At 62.3% G+C, this 16,647-nt stretch carries 20 protein-coding genes and 2 riboswitches; of the genes, 14 read left to right on the forward strand and 6 right to left on the reverse strand.

Translation table 11 applies throughout. The annotated features are described in order from the left end of the window. Positions 1 to 77: 77 nt before the first annotated feature. Both VOI29_RS01465 and VOI29_RS01470 read left to right on the forward strand, forming a co-directional pair. Positions 78 to 548 (forward strand): MgtC/SapB family protein, encoded by a 471-nt coding sequence (locus VOI29_RS01465; protein WP_323775684.1) that lies wholly within the window; start codon positions 78 to 80, stop codon positions 546 to 548. A 111-nt stretch (positions 549 to 659) separates the two neighbouring features. Continuing rightward, a complete protein-coding gene (locus tag VOI29_RS01470) occupies positions 660 to 872 on the forward strand; it encodes a helix-turn-helix domain-containing protein (RefSeq protein WP_323775685.1) in 213 nt (70 codons plus the stop codon). Between the two features lie 94 nt (positions 873 to 966). Here VOI29_RS01470 and VOI29_RS01475 read toward each other — a convergent pair whose 3' ends face one another. Then, positions 967 to 1,803 carry a LysR substrate-binding domain-containing protein gene (locus tag VOI29_RS01475; RefSeq protein ID WP_323775686.1) on the reverse strand — a complete coding sequence of 279 codons (837 nt, stop codon included), beginning with the start codon at positions 1,801 to 1,803 and terminating at the stop codon, positions 967 to 969. A gap of 96 nt (positions 1,804 to 1,899) precedes the next feature. Here VOI29_RS01475 and VOI29_RS01480 point away from each other — a divergent pair, with 96 nt between their 5' ends. Continuing rightward, positions 1,900 to 2,604: an SDR family oxidoreductase gene (locus VOI29_RS01480; protein WP_323775687.1), complete on the forward strand. Its 705-nt coding sequence runs from the start codon at positions 1,900 to 1,902 to the stop codon at positions 2,602 to 2,604. Further along, complete coding sequence (locus VOI29_RS01485; RefSeq protein WP_323775688.1) at positions 2,594 to 2,848, forward strand: DUF6552 family protein; 255 nt, start codon at positions 2,594 to 2,596, stop codon at positions 2,846 to 2,848. The genes VOI29_RS01480 and VOI29_RS01485 overlap by 11 nt, the downstream gene beginning before the upstream one ends. A gap of 6 nt (positions 2,849 to 2,854) precedes the next feature. On the opposite strand, the gene VOI29_RS01490 is transcribed toward VOI29_RS01485, so the two are convergent. Next, positions 2,855 to 3,790 carry a DMT family transporter gene (locus VOI29_RS01490; protein ID WP_323775689.1) on the reverse strand — a complete coding sequence of 312 codons (936 nt, stop codon included), beginning with the start codon at positions 3,788 to 3,790 and terminating at the stop codon, positions 2,855 to 2,857. Positions 3,791 to 3,884: 94 nt separating this feature from the next. Between VOI29_RS01490 and VOI29_RS01495 the strand changes: the two genes are divergently transcribed. After that, entirely contained in the window at positions 3,885 to 5,387 is a 1,503-nt protein-coding gene (locus tag VOI29_RS01495; RefSeq protein ID WP_323775690.1) for a malonyl-CoA synthase, read from the forward strand. 88 nt (positions 5,388 to 5,475) lie between these two features. Here the strand turns inward: VOI29_RS01495 and VOI29_RS01500 are convergent, their stop codons facing one another. Then, positions 5,476 to 6,114: a cation transporter gene (locus tag VOI29_RS01500; RefSeq protein ID WP_323775691.1), complete on the reverse strand. Its 639-nt coding sequence runs from the start codon at positions 6,112 to 6,114 to the stop codon at positions 5,476 to 5,478. 72 nt (positions 6,115 to 6,186) lie between these two features. Here VOI29_RS01500 and VOI29_RS01505 point away from each other — a divergent pair, with 72 nt between their 5' ends. Further along, positions 6,187 to 6,603, forward strand: coding sequence for a helix-turn-helix domain-containing protein (locus VOI29_RS01505; RefSeq protein WP_323775692.1), 417 nt, complete (start codon positions 6,187 to 6,189; stop codon positions 6,601 to 6,603). A gap of 43 nt (positions 6,604 to 6,646) precedes the next feature. On the opposite strand, the gene aroC is transcribed toward VOI29_RS01505, so the two are convergent. Next, on the reverse strand, positions 6,647 to 7,747 hold the full coding sequence (gene aroC / locus VOI29_RS01510) for a chorismate synthase (protein ID WP_323775693.1): 1,101 nt from the start codon (positions 7,745 to 7,747) through the stop codon (positions 6,647 to 6,649). 307 nt (positions 7,748 to 8,054) lie between these two features. Continuing rightward, positions 8,055 to 8,146: riboswitch (TPP riboswitch) on the forward strand. A 32-nt stretch (positions 8,147 to 8,178) separates the two neighbouring features. On the opposite strand from aroC, the gene thiB reads away from it, so the two are divergent. Genes thiB through VOI29_RS01525 form a run of 3 tightly spaced genes read left to right on the forward strand, consistent with a single transcriptional unit; the run spans position 8,179 to position 11,367 of the window. Then, positions 8,179 to 9,156, forward strand: a complete 978-nt coding sequence (gene thiB / locus VOI29_RS01515) for a thiamine ABC transporter substrate binding subunit (protein WP_323775694.1) — start codon at positions 8,179 to 8,181, stop codon at positions 9,154 to 9,156. After that, a complete protein-coding gene (locus VOI29_RS01520) occupies positions 9,132 to 10,688 on the forward strand; it encodes a thiamine/thiamine pyrophosphate ABC transporter permease ThiP (RefSeq protein WP_323775695.1) in 1,557 nt (518 codons plus the stop codon). The genes thiB and VOI29_RS01520 overlap by 25 nt, the downstream gene beginning before the upstream one ends. Further along, positions 10,675 to 11,367 (forward strand): ATP-binding cassette domain-containing protein, encoded by a 693-nt coding sequence (locus tag VOI29_RS01525; protein WP_323775696.1) that lies wholly within the window; start codon positions 10,675 to 10,677, stop codon positions 11,365 to 11,367. Before VOI29_RS01520 ends, VOI29_RS01525 begins: the two co-directional genes overlap by 14 nt. Here VOI29_RS01525 and VOI29_RS01530 read toward each other — a convergent pair. Continuing rightward, on the reverse strand, positions 11,364 to 11,801 hold the full coding sequence (locus VOI29_RS01530) for a 6,7-dimethyl-8-ribityllumazine synthase (RefSeq protein WP_323775697.1): 438 nt from the start codon (positions 11,799 to 11,801) through the stop codon (positions 11,364 to 11,366). The genes VOI29_RS01525 and VOI29_RS01530 overlap by 4 nt on opposite strands. Positions 11,802 to 11,879: 78 nt before the next feature. Further along, a riboswitch (FMN riboswitch) is annotated at positions 11,880 to 12,029 on the reverse strand. 50 nt (positions 12,030 to 12,079) lie between these two features. Then, on the reverse strand, positions 12,080 to 12,376 hold the full coding sequence (locus VOI29_RS01535; protein WP_323775698.1) for a hypothetical protein: 297 nt from the start codon (positions 12,374 to 12,376) through the stop codon (positions 12,080 to 12,082). A gap of 114 nt (positions 12,377 to 12,490) precedes the next feature. On the opposite strand from VOI29_RS01535, the gene VOI29_RS01540 reads away from it, so the two are divergent. The 5 genes from VOI29_RS01540 to VOI29_RS01560 form a co-directional block, all read left to right on the forward strand. Continuing rightward, positions 12,491 to 13,093: a glutathione S-transferase gene (locus VOI29_RS01540; protein ID WP_323775699.1), complete on the forward strand. Its 603-nt coding sequence runs from the start codon at positions 12,491 to 12,493 to the stop codon at positions 13,091 to 13,093. 212 nt (positions 13,094 to 13,305) lie between these two features. After that, entirely contained in the window at positions 13,306 to 13,866 is a 561-nt protein-coding gene (gene petA, locus VOI29_RS01545; RefSeq protein ID WP_323775700.1) for a ubiquinol-cytochrome c reductase iron-sulfur subunit, read from the forward strand. Between the two features lie 12 nt (positions 13,867 to 13,878). After that, positions 13,879 to 15,213, forward strand: a complete 1,335-nt coding sequence (gene petB / locus VOI29_RS01550; RefSeq protein WP_323775701.1) for a cytochrome b — start codon at positions 13,879 to 13,881, stop codon at positions 15,211 to 15,213. A 19-nt stretch (positions 15,214 to 15,232) separates the two neighbouring features. Beyond that, complete coding sequence (locus tag VOI29_RS01555) at positions 15,233 to 16,021, forward strand: cytochrome c1 (RefSeq protein ID WP_323775702.1); 789 nt, start codon at positions 15,233 to 15,235, stop codon at positions 16,019 to 16,021. 199 nt (positions 16,022 to 16,220) lie between these two features. Next, positions 16,221 to 16,647 (forward strand): hypothetical protein (locus VOI29_RS01560; protein ID WP_323775703.1); only part of this gene is annotated, 427 nt, incomplete at its 3' end.

The raw sequence follows: 16,647 nt of genomic DNA on the forward strand, positions 1-16,647 counted from the left end.
ATAGTCGGGCATATTGACGGAAAATCATTCCGGGGCACGCTGCGTGCTGCTGCCCGCCACGGAGGAACGGGAACGCGATGGACCTGAGTATTGCTTATGTGAGCTATTGGGAGCTGTGTCTGCGCCTGATCTGCGCCGCTGCAGCCGGCGCGCTGTTGGGCCTGGACCGGGAGCTGCGGCATCGCAAGGTGGGCATGCGGACCTATATGATTGTCTCGCTTGGGGCGGCGGGTTTTACCTTGATCACCATGGAATTGTCGATGGAAGCGCTGACCCTTGATATGGGAACTGACCCGACGCGAATTATGCAGGGGATTGTCGGAGCGATCGGCTTTCTAGGCGCCGGGGCGATCATACATGGCGATGAGCGGGTCGGAGGGATGGCGACGGCGGCCAGCCTTTGGGCGGCCGGGGGTGTCGGCATGGCCTCGGGGCTAGGCTATTATGGTCACGCGGTGCTGCTGGCGCTGCTCGCTGCCGGCATTCTCGCCATGAGCCGGTTGATGAGCAACCGCGGCCGGGAGGACCGGCCGGATGTCCGTGACTGACCATGCAGTGCGGGACAGCCAAGCCGCCGCCCTTCATTGTGATTGAGAACTACGGCGAGGGGGCCGGAGGCTGGATTGAGGCGACCCTGCGGATGATCGGATCCGAGGTACATGTGGCGCACTTCCTCCGCTCAGGAGTTTACCGCCAAGATGGAGGTGACACCGATGCAATACCTGATCGGCTGGCGGCTGCAGATCGCCTGTCAAGGGCTGACGGAACAGGGGCTGACCGTGGCCGCTGCCGCGGAAATTGCCGGCTGCGCGTCCGAGCCCGCCTTTTCACGGGTGTTCCGCAAACAGGTCGGCATGTCGCCCGCAGCCTAGCGGCAGCAGCACGTGGCGGCCTGAACGGGGCCGCGGTGGTGCCATTAATTCACCTAAGGCAACGGAAATCGCCGCGGCTGCCCCTGACCGAGCCCTACTGGCGCAACAGCCAGTCCACCACCGTCTTGGCCCGGCCCCTTGCGCTGGGCCACAGCACATAAAATCCCTGGTCCCCCAGACGGGGTGCTTGCCAAATGACCACCAGCGGCTGGCTGCCAAGAAATATCCGTGGCACCAGTGCGATGCCCTGGCCGTTCATGGCCGCATCCATAGCCAGAGCGGTCTGGTTGAATTGCAGAACCCGTCCGGTTGCATTAAGCCCTTCCTGACGCAGCAGCAGATCCCAATGCCGATGCCCGTCCTGGATCAACGTGTACTGCGCCAAGTCGGCGAGATCTGGAGTATCTCCCAAAGTCAAAGCCATATCCTGTGGTCCCACGGCGACCAGATCTACAAGCGAAAGCAGGGCAGAATTCAAACCTCCCTCCTGCGGCTTGCCGCCCTGACGGATAGCAATGCCGATCCCATCGCGTTTGAAATCAGTCAGGCTTTCCTCGGCCACCACCCGCAAATCAATATCCGGATGCGCCGCTTCAAACTCCGGCAGCCGCGGCACCAGCCATTTCGACGCAAAGGAAGGCGTCACCGACAGCGTCACCTGCTGCACCGCCGGCGCCAGCTTGTCCGTCGCGTCGCGGACCAGCGTCAGGGCTTGGCTCACCGGCGCGTGGTAACTGCGCCCGGTATCCGTCAGCGTCAGCCCGCGTGCGTGGCGGTGGAACAGCTTATGCCCCAGATCCGCCTCCAGCCTGCGCACTTGCTGAGCAACGGCCCCTTGGGTCAGATGCAGCTCCTCGGCCGCACGGCCGAAGTTCAGGTGGCGGGCGGCAGCGTCAAACATCCGCAGGGCATTGAGGTTGGGCAGGCGCATCAGATCCAAGGCAGTAGTTTTTCTGCAGTCTCGCGCGATGAGACATGATTGGTCAAGCGCGCCGTCAACCTCCATCTTGAGAACAAGCAAAGGAGTATGGATATGACCAAAGTTGCTCTCTTCACCGCCGCAGGCAGCGGCATGGGTGCCGAGGCCGCCCGCCATCTGCACGAACAGGGGTATGAGGTTGCCATTCTCTCCTCCTCAGGCAAGGGCGAGGCCCTGGCTCAGGAACTGGGCGGGGTGGGGCATAGCGGCTCTAACATAGAGCAAAAGGATCTGCAGGCGCTGGTGGACAAGGCGATGGACCGCTGGGGACGGATCGACGTTCTGGTCAATTCCGCAGGTCACGGGCCCAAGGGCGACATTATGGAAATCAGCGATGACGACTGGCATCTGGGGATGGAATACTACCTGATGAACGTGATCCGCCCGGCCCGGCTGGTGGCCCCGATCATGGCAGCGCAGGGGAAAGGCTCGATTATCAATATCTCGACGTTTGCGGCGTTTGAGCCGGATCCGCTGTTCCCCACGTCCGGCGTGTTCCGGGCCGGGCTGGCGAGCTTTACCAAGCTTTTTGCGGACAAATTCGCGGTCCGGGGCGTGCGGATGAACAACGTGCTGCCGGGTTTCATCGACAGCCTGCCTGAAACGGAGGACCGCAAAGCCCGCATTCCTATGGGCCGTTACGGCACCTCGCGTGAGATTTCTGCGCTGATTGCTTATCTGGCCTCGGAAGAAGCCGCTTATACAACTGGCCAGAACATCCGCGTCGACGGGGGGCTGACCCGTGCAGTCTGACGCTCAGGCTTTGCCAAAAGCAACCACACTCAACCCGGCATTTGTTCTGAAATGGGCCGCGTCCATCGTGCAGATCCTCGGATACTCTGCCACCGCATGGGGCTTGCATCCCTGGAATATCTATCTGTTCCTGGCTGGACTCACAGGCTGGTTCCTGGTTGGCGTGCTATGGAACGACCGGGCGATCATGCTGATCCACATTGTGGCTCTTGGCGCGATGATTTCCGGTATCTGGTCCAGTTAGAGCTTGTTATCCGCCCTTGGGGTCGATCATTGGCTTGGCCTTGCCGCGTTGCAGGCCCAGCCGGTGCTCGCGCCAGATCACCAGAACATTGCCGGCAATGACCAGCGCTGCGCCGGCCAGCATCACCAGCGTCGGCCACTCGTCGAACCAGATATAGCCGATGATAATTGCAAAGATCATCGAGGCGTAGTCATAAGGCGCCAGCATCGAGGCCGGGGCAAAGCGGTAGGAGGAGGTGACCAGGATCTGGGCCACCCCGCCAACCAGCCCGGCACTGACCAGCAACGCGGCCGTATTCGGATCGGGCATCACCCAGCCGAAAGGCGCGGTCAGCAGCGCCAGCCCGGAGGCGGTCAGCGAGAAGTAGAACACGATTGCTGCGGTGTGCTCGAACTGCACCATCCGGCGGATGTGGATCTGCACGAAGCCTCGGGCGACAGTGGCGCCGACCACCAGCAGCACGCCCAGCATGGCGCCATTCTCTAGATCGCCGCCCAGCCGCGGCCAGATCATGATCAGCACGCCAAGCAGGCCAATCGCAACGGCGCTGATCCGCACCAGCCGGATGGTTTCTCCCAGGAACAGCGCGGCCAGGATCAGGGTGAAAATCGGGGTGGCATAGCCGATGGCGGTGACCTCCGGCAACGGCAGCAGCGCCAGCCCCATGAAGGTCATCCCCATCGCCGAGGTTCCGACCAGCCCGCGCCACACGTGATACATAGGCTTTTTTGTGATCAGCCCGTGCCGCAGCTCGCCGCGCGCGGCGAGCCAGGCAACAATTACCGGAATCGCGAAGAAGGAGCGAAAGAACACCGCCTCCCCTGCCGGCACAGTTTCGGATGTTGCCTTGATGATCCCCGACAGAGCGGTGAACAGCGCAATCGCTGCCACTTTCAGCAGGATCGCCAGCATAGGCCGATGCGATGTTAAGGAGTTTACCATGGCGCGACCCTGCTCCCAAGCGCCGTAAAGATCAATGGCTTGATTTCGGACGGGGAGAAGGCGCAAATGGCGCCGGTTTAGACGGGAGCCGCCAATGTATGATGCCAATCACCTGATCCGCTTGCTGCGCCAGTCGTCGCTGGGGCGCGACGATCATGTTTTTGCCCGGCAGCCGGATGGCGGCATGGTCACTTTCGGGGCGCTGTTTGCTGGTGCAGAGCGGATGGCGGCGGCATTGGCGGCGCAGGGCGTTCGGCCCGGGGACCGGGTGGCAGTGCAGGTGCAGAAAACCATTCAAGCGATCGAACTGTACCTCGGCACCGTCATGGCCGGCGGCATCTTCCTGCCTTTGAACACAGCCTACACCGGGCCTGAGGTGGCCTATTTCGTGGGCGACGCAACGCCGCGCGTCATGGTCTGCGATCCCACGCGGCTGAAGGAGATCCGCACTATCTGCGGGGCGTCGCAGGTTCTGACGCTGGATGCGGCGGGGCAGGGATCCTTGCGCGATCTGGCGGATGGGCAGCCCGGGTTTGACCCCGTTGCCCGCGAGCCGGATGATTTGGCAGCGATCCTCTACACCTCCGGCACTACTGGCCGCTCCAAAGGCGCGATGCTGAGCCATGAAAACCTGGCGTCCAACTCGCTGACCCTGAGGGATTATTGGAGGTTCACCAAGGAAGACGTGCTGATTCACGCCTTGCCGATTTTCCACACTCACGGGCTGTTTGTGGCGACCAATGTGGCGCTGTTTGCGGGGGCCCAAGTGGTGTTCCTGCCTATGTTCGATGCCGATGCGATCCTGCAGGCAATGCCCGCCGCCACGGCGCTGATGGGGGTGCCGACCTTTTACACCCGCTTGCTGGCGGATGACCGCCTCACGCAGGAGCGGGCCGCAAACATGCGCCTGTTCATTTCCGGATCCGCGCCCTTGCTGGTGGACACCCACGAGCAATGGGAGGCCCGCACCGGCCACCGCATTCTGGAACGCTACGGAATGACCGAAACCAATATGAGCACCTCAAACCCCTATGACGGAGAGCGCAGGGCCGGCACCGTTGGTTTCCCGCTGCCGGGGGTCGAGGCGCGGGTGATGCAGGACGAGGCAGAGGTGCAAGCCGGAGAGATCGGCGTGCTGGAGGTGCGCGGGCCGAATGTGTTCCAGGGTTACTGGCAGATGCCGGAGAAAACGGCAGAGGAACTGCAGTCGGACGGCTGGTTCATCACCGGTGACATGGCGAAGATTGATGCCGAAGGCTATGTCACCATTGTCGGGCGCGAGAAGGATCTGATCATCACCGGCGGGTTCAACGTTTACCCGAAAGAGGTCGAGAGCCTGATCGACGGCCTGCCCGGCGTGCTGGAAAGCGCGGTGATCGGCGTGCCGCATCCCGATTTCGGCGAGGGTGTGGTGGCCGTGGTGGTCCCTGACGGTGACGGCACAAGCGCCGAAGCGATCAAGGCGGCGCTTTCCGGCCAACTGGCCAAGTTCAAGCAGCCCAAGGAGATCATCCTGCTGGACGCGCTGCCGCGCAACACCATGGGCAAGGTGCAGAAGAAAGCCCTGCGCGAAGAGTACGCAGGGCTTTTCTGCTAATTTTCACCGACCCGGGCCGTCGGCCCGGGCAGCGCCCGTCCGCCCCCACGGGCGGGCGCTTCGCTTCCGCCCGCGGACGGTCTCTGCCCTAGTGCTGATGCGCTTCTGCGTGCGCCTCTTCCTCGCGCCATTCCCGCACCGCCTGCACCAGGATCTGGAAGGCAGAGCTCAGGAACAGCCCGCCCATGATCCCGGCCACGATCAGGTCCGGCCAGCCAGTCGCCGTGCCCCAGACCCCCAGCGCCGCAATCATCACCGCGACATTGCCGATCGCATCATTGCGTGAACACAGCCAGACCGAGCGCACATTGGCGTCGCCGTCCTTGTAGCGCGCCAGTAACATCACCGAAATCAAGTTCGCCGCCAGCGCCATAAATCCGATAACACCCATGATTTGGGCTTGCGGAACACCGACATAGAACACCTGATACACCGTGGACCCGAACACCCAGGCCCCCATCAGCAACAGGCTGACCCCCTTGCCCAGTGCCGCCAGCGCCCGGGTGCGCAGGGATGCCCCGATCACCGCCAGCGAAATGCCATAAGTCAGCGCGTCGCCCAGGAAATCCAGCGCGTCTGCTTTCAGTGCCTGGCTGCCGGACAGCTGGCCAGCCCCCATTTCCACCGCGAACATCCCGGCGTTGATGGCGATCACCAGCCATAGCCTGCGTTTGTAGTCCGCGGAAACCCCGTCAAATTTTGCCTCATGATTGCAGCAGCCTGCCATTTCACTTGTCCTCAATTCTGATTCGGGATCAACCTAAGGGCTCTAGTCACTAGAGCTTCAAGAGGATCTGCGATGTTTTCTATCGGCCAGCTGTCCAAGGCCACCGGCGTGAAGGTGCCCACCATCCGCTACTACGAGGAAATAAGCCTGCTGCCACCGCCGGGCCGCAATGCCGGCAATCAGCGGCGTTACGGGCAGGACGGGATGGATGCGCTGGGGTTCATCAAGCACGCCCGCGACCTTGGGTTTTCACTGGAGGATATCAAGCTGCTGATGGGGCTGGACGGCCAGCTGGGGGACGACTGCGCCGCGGCAGACCGCATCGCCCGCAGCCAGCTTGCCAATATCCGCGACCGCATCCGCCAACTGGAACAGCTGGCCTCGGAGCTGGAGCGGATCAGCCACCTCTGCGACGGCGGCAACGGTGGCTGCTGCAAGGTGCTGACCGCGCTCGGCGATCACAGCCAATGCGCCACAGATCACGACTAGCCTGCGCAGGCATGCGGGCATTCAGTCTGATTAGCGCCTGTTTTCAGCCGATATGGCCCTGATTCTCGCCAATCTGACCGCGGTGCAGCAGCAGGTGGTCCAGGATCACGCAAGCCATCATCGCCTCGGCCACCGGCACCGCGCGGATGCCGACGCAGGGGTCGTGACGGCCCTTGGTGATGACTTCCACAACCGAGCCATCCTTGCGGATCGACTGGCGCGGGGTCAGGATCGAAGACGTCGGCTTCACCGCAAAGCGCACAATCACGTCCTGTCCGGTAGAAATCCCGCCCAGAATGCCGCCGGCGTGGTTGGAGGAATACTCAGGACCGGTTTCCCCCATAAAGATCTCATCGGCGTTTTCCGAACCCTTGAGCCGGGCGGCATTCATGCCTTCGCCGATCTCCACGCCCTTCACCGCGTTAATCGACATCATTGCAGCCGCCAAGTCGGTGTCGAGCTTGCCATAAACCGGTGCGCCGATGCCGGCAGGGACACCCCGGGCGACAACCTCAACCACCGCGCCAACCGAGTCATGCGCCTTGCGAAGGGCCTGCAGATAGTCTTCCCACTCCTGCACCGCACCCGCGTCGGGGATCCAGAAATCATTCTGTTCGATCGCGTCCCAGTCGAACCGGCTGCGATCGATTTCCAGCTCACCCATCCGGGTCATGTAACCCTTGATCTCCATCCCCGGTGCCAGCGCCTTGATTGCTTCACGTGCAACACCGCCGGCCGCAACCCGCGCCGCGGTTTCGCGCGCCGAAGACCGCCCGCCGCCGCGGTAGTCGCGGTTGCCGTATTTCTGGAAATACGTGATGTCGGCATGGCCCGGACGGAAGGTCTGGGAAATTTCACCGTAGTCCTTGGACCGCTGGTCGGTGTTTTCGATCATCAGCTGGATCGGCGTGCCAGTGGACATGCCATCGAACACGCCGGACAAGATCTTTACCGTATCCGGTTCATTCCGCTGGGTGGTGTTCTTGTTCTGGCCGGGACGGCGTTTGTCGAGCCACCGCTGCAGCATTTCCGGTTCCAGCGGCACATTCGGCGGACAGCCGTCCACGGTGGCGCCAAGCGCAGGCCCGTGGCTTTCGCCCCAGGTGGTGACACGGAAGAGGTGTCCAAAGCTGTTCATCGACATGAAGCGCGGTCTCCTTTGCGGGACGTGCTTACCCGTCCCGGCGCAACGCCTCAAGGGGCATCCGTTGCCGCAGCGGCGCTGTCTGTCAGCAGACGCCCGCGAACATCCCTTGCAAACAAGGCCGCGCACAGGCTCAAGGGTTAACAGGGCAGAAAGGACAGCGAGTCACACCAAATGTTTCGCGCGCGAAACATTTGGTCAGCAATGATGACCTATTATTGGGGTGCCGCAGGGCAGTCCGGACGCCCTGAACACCAAGGCCAGACGGGCCTTCTGCTTGTCTTTCCTTGCACTGAACTCTAAGGTCCGCGCGACCTCGGGGTGCGCGGCAGCGCTGAGATGACACCCGTTGAACCTGAACCGGATCACACCGGCGGAGGGAAGGTACTGGACAGCCTCCACCCTTGCCCAAAGCCGCAAAGGAGGATGGCATGAAACATCTTGCATTTGCAGCGGGACTGCTTGGCGCCTCGGCAGCTTTTGCCGAAACGCCCGAACTCACCGTTTATACATACGACAGCTTTGTCTCCGACTGGGGCCCCGGCCCGGCAGTCGAAAAAGCGTTCGAAGCGGTCTGCGGCTGCGATTTGAAGCTGGTTGGTGCGGGCGACGGCGCCGCGCTCTTGGCGCGGGTGAAGCTGGAAGGTGAACGGTCCGACGCCGATGTGGTGCTGGGGCTCGACACCAACCTGACCTCTGCGGCCAAGCAAACCGGCCTGTTTGCCGAGCACGCGGTCAGTGCCGAATATGCGCTGCCGGTCGAATGGAACGACGCGACATTCGTGCCGTATGACTGGGGCTACTTCGCCTTTGTCCATAACGCTGATGCAGCGGCGCCCGCGGACTTCAAAGCGCTGGCTGAAAGCGACAAGAAGATTGTCATCCAGGACCCGCGCTCCTCGACCCCTGGCCTAGGCCTGCTGCTCTGGGTAAAAGCGGCCTATGGCGACGAGGCGCCGGAAATCTGGACGGGCCTGTCAGACAACATCGTGACCGTGACCAAGGGCTGGTCCGAGGCATACGGTATGTTTCTCGAAGGCGAGGCCGACATGGTGCTCTCCTACACCACCTCGCCCGCCTATCACCTGATTGCCGAGGAAGACGGCTCCAAATCAGCAGCCGCTTTCGACGAAGGCCATTACATGCAGGTCGAAGTTGCGGGCAAGCTGGCAAACACCGATCAGCCTGAGCTGGCCGATCAGTTCCTGGCCTTCATGGTGTCCGACGCCTTTCAGTCGATCATTCCGACCACCAACTGGATGTATCCTGCAGTGACACCGGCAGCGGGTCTGCCGAAGGGTTTTGAGACGCTGATCGCGCCGGAGAAATCGCTGCTGCTGAGCGAGACTGAAGCGGCAGAATTGCGGGATGCGGCGCTGGGCGAATGGCTGGACGCGCTCAGCCAGTAAGCGGCTTTCCTGGAATCAGCGCGGCACTGCTTGTCGTCGCGCTGATCTTGGGAACCTTGGGTGCTGTGGCACTCAGGGCCGAGGCCGGAACCGGATTGGGTGCCAGCGACTGGGCGGCGTTGCGGTTCACGCTCACTCAGGCCAGCCTGTCGGCGCTGCTGAGCGTCGGTCTGGCGGTTCCCGTGGCCCGCGCACTGGCGCGGCGGCGGTTTCCGGGGCGGGCTCTGCTGATTGCCCTGCTCGGCGCCCCCTTCATCCTGCCAGTGATCGTCGCCATTCTGGGTCTGCTGGCGGTGTTTGGCCGGGCTGGCTGGCTGAGCAGCTTTTTCGGCCTGATCGGGCTGGAGCCGGTGCAAATTTACGGTCTGCACGGGGTGGTCCTGGCGCATGTCTTCTTCAACCTGCCGCTGGCCACACGGCTGATCTTGCAAGGCTGGCAGGAAATACCGGCTGAACGCTTCCGTTTGGCGGCGCAATTGAAGGCCGGGCCGCTGGCGATGTGGCGGCTGTTGGAGGGGCCGATGCTGCGCCGGGTGGCGCCGGGTGCTTTGGCTGTCGTTTTTGCCATCTGCCTTTCCAGCTTCGCGGTTGCGCTGACCCTTGGCGGCGGCCCCAGGGCGACCACAATCGAGCTCGCGATCTACCAAGCATTCCGATTTGATTTCGATCTGGGTCGCGCCGCGCTTTTGTCTGGGGTGCAGTTGCTGCTGACCGGCGCTGCGGCACTGGCGGCGCTGCGGGTGTCGGCAGGCGAAGGTTTCGGCGCCGGCCTTGACCGCGCGGTGCGGCGCTGGGACGGGCAGGGGGCTGCGGCGCGCGGTCTTGACGCCGCCTGGATCGCTCTTTCAGCCGGTTTCCTGTTGCTGCCGCTGGCAGCGATTGTGCTGTCTGGACTGCCCGGTCTTGCTGATTTGAACAGCACGGTATGGCGGGCCGCGGGAAATTCCATCCTGGTGGCTGCAATCAGCACAGTGATCCTTTTGGCGTTGGCTTTGCCAATGGCGGCTGCCGCTGCGGCCGGCCGGAACAGCCTGACCGAATTGTCGGGCATACTTGGCCTTGCGGCTTCCCCTTTGGTGATCGGTACCGGGCTGTTCATTCTGATCTACCCGGTTGCAGACCCCTTTGCCCTGGCGCTGCCGGTCACCGCATTGGTCAATGCGGTGATGGCGCTGCCTTTTGCCATGCGTATCCTGGTCCCGCGGGCGCGGGAGGTGCTGGGCCGCTATGGCCGGTTGTCGCTGTCGCTGGATATGCAGGGCTGGGCCTTTGTGCGCCGGGTCTATCTGCCCCGGATGCGCGCACAAACCGGATTTGCCGCGGGTTTGGCCGCAGCACTGTCGATGGGGGATCTGGGTGTGGTGGCGTTGTTTGCCGATCCAGATTTCGCCACTCTGCCCTTGCAAATCTACCGGCTGATGGGGGCATACCGGATGGACGCGGCGGCAGGGGCGGCGCTCCTCTTGCTGGTGCTCTCGATGGGGGCGTTCTGGATTTTGGACCGCGGAGGGCGCTGGCATGCTGAAGTTTGAGAATTGCCGTATTATGAACGGCGGCTATGCGGTGGAGGCGGACCTGGAGATTGCGCCGGGCGCCTGCGTCGCGGTGATCGGGCCTTCGGGTGCCGGGAAGTCCACGCTGGTGGAGGCGGTGGCAGGCTTCCTGCCCGTCATCCGCGGGTGCATTTCCTGGAACGGCTCGGACCTGACCAGCAAGGCGCCTGGCAAGCGGCCGGTGGCCATGCTGTTTCAGGACGGCAATCTGTTTCCGCATCTGACCGTGGCGCAGAACGTCGGCCTGGGGCTGCATGCGAACCTGCGGCTCAATCAGGCGGAGTGGCAAAAGATTGACGCCGCGCTGATCCGGGTTGGCCTTGGCGGCATGGGACCCCGAAAACCCGCGGCACTGTCCGGAGGGCAGCAAAGCCGGGTGGCCCTGGCGCGGGTGCTCGTGCAGGGCCGCGATATTTTGCTGCTGGATGAACCTTTTGCAGCGCTTGGCCCGGCTTTGAAGGCCGGGATGCTGGATCTGGTGGCAGCGCTCGCGCGCGAAAGCGGCGCCACCGTGATGATGGTCAGCCATGAACCGAATGATGCCCGCCGCATTGCCGATCAGGTGGTGCTGGTCGCGGAAGGCAAGGCCCATCCCCCGCAGCCGACGGCGGAGCTGCTGGACAACCCGCCGCCGGCTCTGAAGGCCTATTTGGGCTAGGCGGCCCGCGCGGCCCGGCGCGTTTCGGTGATCATCAGCGCCGCCCGCGCCGCCTCGCGGCCCTTCTCCACGAAATGGGCGCGGTAGATCGCCATGTGGTGATCCGTCTCCTGGAAGTGATGCGGCGTCAGCGACACCGACAGCACAGGCACGCCGGTGTCCATGCCAGCGCGCATCAGCCCGTCAACCACGGCCTGCGCCACGAAGTCGTGCCGGTAGATGCCGCCGTCGACCACCAGTGCGGCGCAGGCCACGGCGGCGTATTTGCCGGTTTTGGCCAGCTCCTGCGCCAGCAGCGGCATTTCGAAGGCACCGGGCACATCGAAGACATCTATCTGATCCGCCGGAATCAGCTGCTGAAACCCTTCCAGAGCACGGTCCACAATATCGGCGTGCCATTGCGCCTTGATGAAGGCATAGCGGGTGTGTGTCATATCGTAATCTCCATAGGTTCTGACACGTCACCCAAGGCGATCACGAACAGACGGGCGCACGCCTGGCGCCGCCCTTCTGCACGTTCTCTTCCATCCGGACTGTGACCGTCGGCTCTGGAATTGCACCAGATCTGCTGACACTTCCGGTTTCTGGAAGCCGCTCGCGGGCTTACGGGGCTTGGCCCGCTTACCGCCGGTGGGGAATTCCGCCCCGCCCTGAGAACGGCGAGACTTTGCCAAGCGGAAAAGATTCCTGCAAGCGGGAATTGCAGGCAGGGTCAGGTTTCCACTAGATCATAGTGTTTTATAGTCCGCGACTCGACCAGTTCAGCCTCCGCGGGGTCGATGTGCGGACTGGTGTAATCCTCGCCGGCAAAGGCCTTGAGCGATGCCAGGTCCTTCCACACCATCACAAAGCTGAACTCCCGCGGGGTCTCAGACCGCGGTGCACCGGGGAGGACGGAAACGATGCCATCGGTCCCTTTCATCAGGGGGATGGCGGTTTCATGGAAAAACTTACTGAACTCGGCTTCCTTACCGGGCCGGGTGACAACCTGGAATACCCGCATGATCATTTGGGGTCCCTCCCTTTACTGGTTCCGCCTGCCCAGCATAGCACAGAGCGGTATTTGGCCCTTCCCCTCGGCTCGGCTTGCAGTAGTCTGCGGTCAAACAACGGAGGATTTTTCATGAAGCTTACATATTCACCGGCATCGCCCTTTGCCCGCAAGGTTCTGGTGCTGCTGCATGAAACCGGGCAGTTGGATGATATTGAAATTCAAGATGTCACAACCACCCCTCTCAACCCCAGCCCGGAAGTGAAGGCCAGCAATCCCCTGGCCAAGATTCCGGCGCTGGAGCGCAAGGACGGGCCGGCACTGTATGACAGCCGGGTGATCTGCGCCTATCTGGACGACCGGGCCGGCGGCAAGCTCTATGGCGGCGGCTGGGACAGCAAGGTGCTGGAAGCCACCGCCGACGGGATCATGGATGCGGCGGTACTGATGTCTTATGAAAAGCGGTTGCGCCCCGAAGACAAGCAATGGGATGGCTGGATTGATGCGCAGCGCAGTAAGGTTCTGGGCGGCTGCGCGGCGCTGAATGCACGCTGGATGAGCCACCTGCAGGGGCCGCTTGATATTGGCCAGATCGCAGTTGCCTGTGCGCTGGGCTATGTGGACTACCGTCATCCGGATGCGGGCTGGCGTCAGGGCAACGAGGCGTTGGCAGGCTGGCTTGCAGGGTTCGAATCGCGGCCCTCGATGCAAGCGACAAAACCACCGGCCGCCTGAGGCCGGCCCTTGAAACCGGACAGTGCCGCACCGATATGGGTGCGGCACTGTCACACAAGCGTAACAGAAATGACCTCTTGGGGCTTTCTGCGCGCCTATGACCGCTGGACGAATGCCCTTCTCCCCGCTAGACACGCGCCTGAGTCACTGCGAGCAATCGCAGTGCATGCGCATGTTTGCCCTAAACGGGCGCTGGAATTGGAGAAAACCTCGTGTCCCACGCAGAAGACCACGAAGGAACCCGGAGAGATTTCCTCTACTACGCCACTGCCGGCGCCGGGGCAGTGACCGCGGGTGCCGCCGTATGGCCCCTGGTCAACCAGATGAACCCCTCCGCCGACGTGAAAGCGCTGTCCTCGATCCTGGTCGATGTCAGCGGCGTGGAAGTTGGCACGCAGATCTCGGTCATGTTCCTGGGCAAGCCGGTGTTTATCCGCCGCCGCACCCAGGAAGAGATCGAGGCAGCCCGTGCCGTGGAGCTGTCCGAGTTGATCGACCCGCGGTCGGAAAACCCGAACAAGCCGGGCACCGACGCGGCTGACACCAACCGGACCATGGACGAGGCCGGCGAATGGCTGGTGATGATGGGTGTTTGCACCCACCTGGGCTGTGTGCCGCTGGGCGATGGCGCTGGGGATTTCCAGGGCTGGTTCTGCCCCTGCCACGGTTCGCACTACGACACCGCAGGCCGCATACGCAAAGGCCCGGCGCCTGAGAACCTGCATGTGCCGGTGGCTGAGTTCACCGACGCCAACACCATCAAGCTGGGATAAGGAAACGCGCTCATGTCCGGTATTCCGCACGACCATTACGAGCCGAAGACAGGCGCAGAGAAGTGGCTGCATAGCCGCCTGCCCATCGTCGGTCTCCTCTACGACACGATCATGATCCCCACCCCCAAGAACCTGAACTGGTGGTGGATCTGGGGCATCGTCCTGGCCTTCTGCCTGGCGCTGCAAATTGTTACCGGCATCGTCCTGGTGATGCATTACACGCCGCACGCCGATTTGGCCTTTGCGTCAATCGAGCACATCATGCGCGACGTGAACGGCGGCCATATGCTGCGTTATCTGCATATGAACGGTGCCTCGCTGTTCTTTGTTGCTGTCTACATCCATATCTTCCGCGGTCTGTTCTACGGCTCCTACAAGGCGCCCCGCGAGATCACATGGATTGTCGGAATGCTGATCTATCTGATGATGATGGGCACCGCCTTCATGGGCTACGTGCTGCCTTGGGGGCAGATGTCCTTCTGGGGCGCCACCGTGATCACCGGCCTGTTCGGCGCGATCCCCTTCATCGGCGAGCCGATCCAGACCTGGCTGCTGGGCGGACCGGCGGTGGACAACGCCACGCTGAACCGCTTCTTCTCGCTGCACTACCTGCTGCCCTTCGTGATTGCAGCGCTGGTGATCGTGCACATCTGGGCCTTCCATACCACCGGCAACAACAACCCCACGGGTGTTGATGTCCGCAAAGGGTCCAAAGCCGAAGCCGAGAAAGACACCCTGCCGTTCTGGCCCTACTTCGTGATCAAGGATTTCCTGGGTCTGGCCGTGGTGCTGGTGATCTTCTGGGCCATCGTTGGCTTCATGCCGAACTATCTGGGCCACCCGGACAACTACATCGAAGCCAACCCGCTGGTGACACCTGCGCACATCGTTCCGGAATGGTACTTCCTGCCGTTCTACGCGATCCTGCGGGCCTTCACCTCGGAAGTGTGGGTGGTGCAGTTTGCCTCCTTCGTGACCGGCGGCATTGTCGACGCCAAGTTCTTTGGTGTTCTGGCGATGTTCGGTGCGATTGCCGTGATGGCGCTGGTGCCCTGGCTGGACACCTCGCGCGTCCGTTCGGGCCGTTACCGTCCGATGTTCAAATGGTGGTTTGCGCTGCTGGTCGTCGACTTCTTTGCCCTGATGTGGCTGGGTGCGATGCCGGCGGAAGAACCCTATGCGTCGTTCTCGCTGATCGCATCAGCCTATTGGTTCGGCTACTTCCTGGTGATCCTGCCGCTGCTTGGTGTGATCGAAAAACCGACGGCTCAGCCTGCCACCATCGAAGAGGATTTCGACGCCCACTACGGCAAAAAATCTTCTGCTGAAGCCACTCCTGCCGAGTAAGAAGAAGGAACACCTGACAATGTTCAAGAAACTGGCAACCGGTGCCGCCTTCGCTCTGGCCATGATCCCTGCTGCGTCATACGCAGCAGGCGGCGGCGAGCAGCACATCACCGACTACTCCTTCTCGTTTGAGGGCCCGTTCGGAACCTATGACCGCAACCAGCTGCAGCGCGGCCTGCAGATTTATACCGAGGTTTGCGCAGCCTGCCACGGGCTGAAGCTGGTGCCGCTGCGCACCCTGGGCGACGAGGGCGGCCCGCAGCTGCCGGAAGACCAGGTGCGGGCCTACGCGGCTGACAACTTCAGCGTTTATGATGCGGAACTGGACGAGGACCGCCCGGCCAAGCCGGTCGACCACTTCCCGGAGAACAACAACGCCGGCGCCCCGGACCTCAGCATGATGGCCAAGGCGCGTGCGGGTTTTCACGGCCCCTACGGCTCGGGTCTGAACCAGCTGTTCAAGGGCATGGGCGGCGCCGAGTACATCGCCTCGCTGCTGGCCGGTTACACCGGCGAAAGCAAGGAAGAAGCGGGCACCACCTTCTATCAGAACACTGCCTTCCCGGGCGGCTGGATCTCAATGGCGCCGCCGCTGTCGGATGAGCAGGTGGAGTTTGCGGACGGCCATGCCAATGATGTAGATGCCATGGCGCAAGACGTCGCGGCCTTCCTGATGTGGACTGCCGAACCCAAGATGATGGCACGCAAGCAGGCTGGCTTTGTCGGCGTGCTGTTCCTGACCGTCCTGTCGGTTCTGCTGTACCTGACCAACAAGAAGCTGTGGGCGCCGCACAAGGGCAAAGATTGACCTTTGTCTGACTGACATTAAGATACATCAAACCCCCGCAAGCCTGCTTGCGGGGGTTTTTCGTTTGTGAGCAGGGGCGCTGCCCCTCCGCACCTCGCAGCGCATTCACTCCGGAGTATTTCCGGCCAGAAAGAAACAGAAAGCCCCGGGGTACTTGACGGAACCGGCTGCTGGCTAAGCAAGTTTGAGAAATGAGCCGGTGAAGACAGTCACAAAAAGAACACGTGCTGCAGGGCTTTGGATAGCGCTGCTGACTGGCGTCAACTATCTGTTCCACGCTTTCGGTTTTGTCCTGATCGATTGGAACAGCCTTTTTGCCGCTCCTTCTGGCTGTGCCGCGGTCCGTCCCGGGCTGGCCGGTTGCCAGATTGGGCAGCAACAAGCCGCCGCCCTGTTTGAGCTGATCTTGGGTATGGCAGTGTTGCTGTTTCTATCGGTTGCGCTGGTGGTTTTTTTGCTGTTGCGCGATGCGTACTGGCTGGTGCGCTTTGGCAAAGATCGAAAGGCGCTGAGCGGAATGGCAGTAGCGGCATTAACTCTGTTCCCGGCAGCCATAGGGCACACTTTATGGAGCTATCTAACCGCAGGCGCGGCAGCATTTGCCGGAACGCGCGTGGCAGGGCTGC

The sequence above is a fragment of the Leisingera sp. genome, assembly GCF_034669605.1.
Classification (GTDB): Bacteria; Pseudomonadota; Alphaproteobacteria; order Rhodobacterales; family Rhodobacteraceae; genus Leisingera.

Coding starts and splice junctions, on each gene's coding strand:
- VOI29_RS01465 (WP_323775684.1), top strand. CDS start 78: ATGGACCTGAGTATTGCTTATGTGAGCTATTGGGAGCTGTGTCTGCGC.
- VOI29_RS01470 (WP_323775685.1), top strand. CDS start 660: ATGTGGCGCACTTCCTCCGCTCAGGAGTTTACCGCCAAGATGGAGGTG.
- VOI29_RS01475 (WP_323775686.1), bottom strand. CDS start 1,803: ATGCGCCTGCCCAACCTCAATGCCCTGCGGATGTTTGACGCTGCCGCC.
- VOI29_RS01480 (WP_323775687.1), top strand. CDS start 1,900: ATGGATATGACCAAAGTTGCTCTCTTCACCGCCGCAGGCAGCGGCATG.
- VOI29_RS01490 (WP_323775689.1), bottom strand. CDS start 3,790: ATGGTAAACTCCTTAACATCGCATCGGCCTATGCTGGCGATCCTGCTG.
- VOI29_RS01495 (WP_323775690.1), top strand. CDS start 3,885: ATGTATGATGCCAATCACCTGATCCGCTTGCTGCGCCAGTCGTCGCTG.
- VOI29_RS01500 (WP_323775691.1), bottom strand. CDS start 6,114: ATGGCAGGCTGCTGCAATCATGAGGCAAAATTTGACGGGGTTTCCGCG.
- VOI29_RS01505 (WP_323775692.1), top strand. CDS start 6,187: ATGTTTTCTATCGGCCAGCTGTCCAAGGCCACCGGCGTGAAGGTGCCC.
- aroC (WP_323775693.1), bottom strand. CDS start 7,747: ATGTCGATGAACAGCTTTGGACACCTCTTCCGTGTCACCACCTGGGGC.
- thiB (WP_323775694.1), top strand. CDS start 8,179: ATGAAACATCTTGCATTTGCAGCGGGACTGCTTGGCGCCTCGGCAGCT.
- VOI29_RS01520 (WP_323775695.1), top strand. CDS start 9,132: ATGGCTGGACGCGCTCAGCCAGTAAGCGGCTTTCCTGGAATCAGCGCG.
- VOI29_RS01525 (WP_323775696.1), top strand. CDS start 10,675: ATGCTGAAGTTTGAGAATTGCCGTATTATGAACGGCGGCTATGCGGTG.
- VOI29_RS01530 (WP_323775697.1), bottom strand. CDS start 11,801: ATGACACACACCCGCTATGCCTTCATCAAGGCGCAATGGCACGCCGAT.
- VOI29_RS01535 (WP_323775698.1), bottom strand. CDS start 12,376: ATGATCATGCGGGTATTCCAGGTTGTCACCCGGCCCGGTAAGGAAGCC.
- VOI29_RS01540 (WP_323775699.1), top strand. CDS start 12,491: ATGAAGCTTACATATTCACCGGCATCGCCCTTTGCCCGCAAGGTTCTG.
- petB (WP_323775701.1), top strand. CDS start 13,879: ATGTCCGGTATTCCGCACGACCATTACGAGCCGAAGACAGGCGCAGAG.
- VOI29_RS01555 (WP_323775702.1), top strand. CDS start 15,233: ATGTTCAAGAAACTGGCAACCGGTGCCGCCTTCGCTCTGGCCATGATC.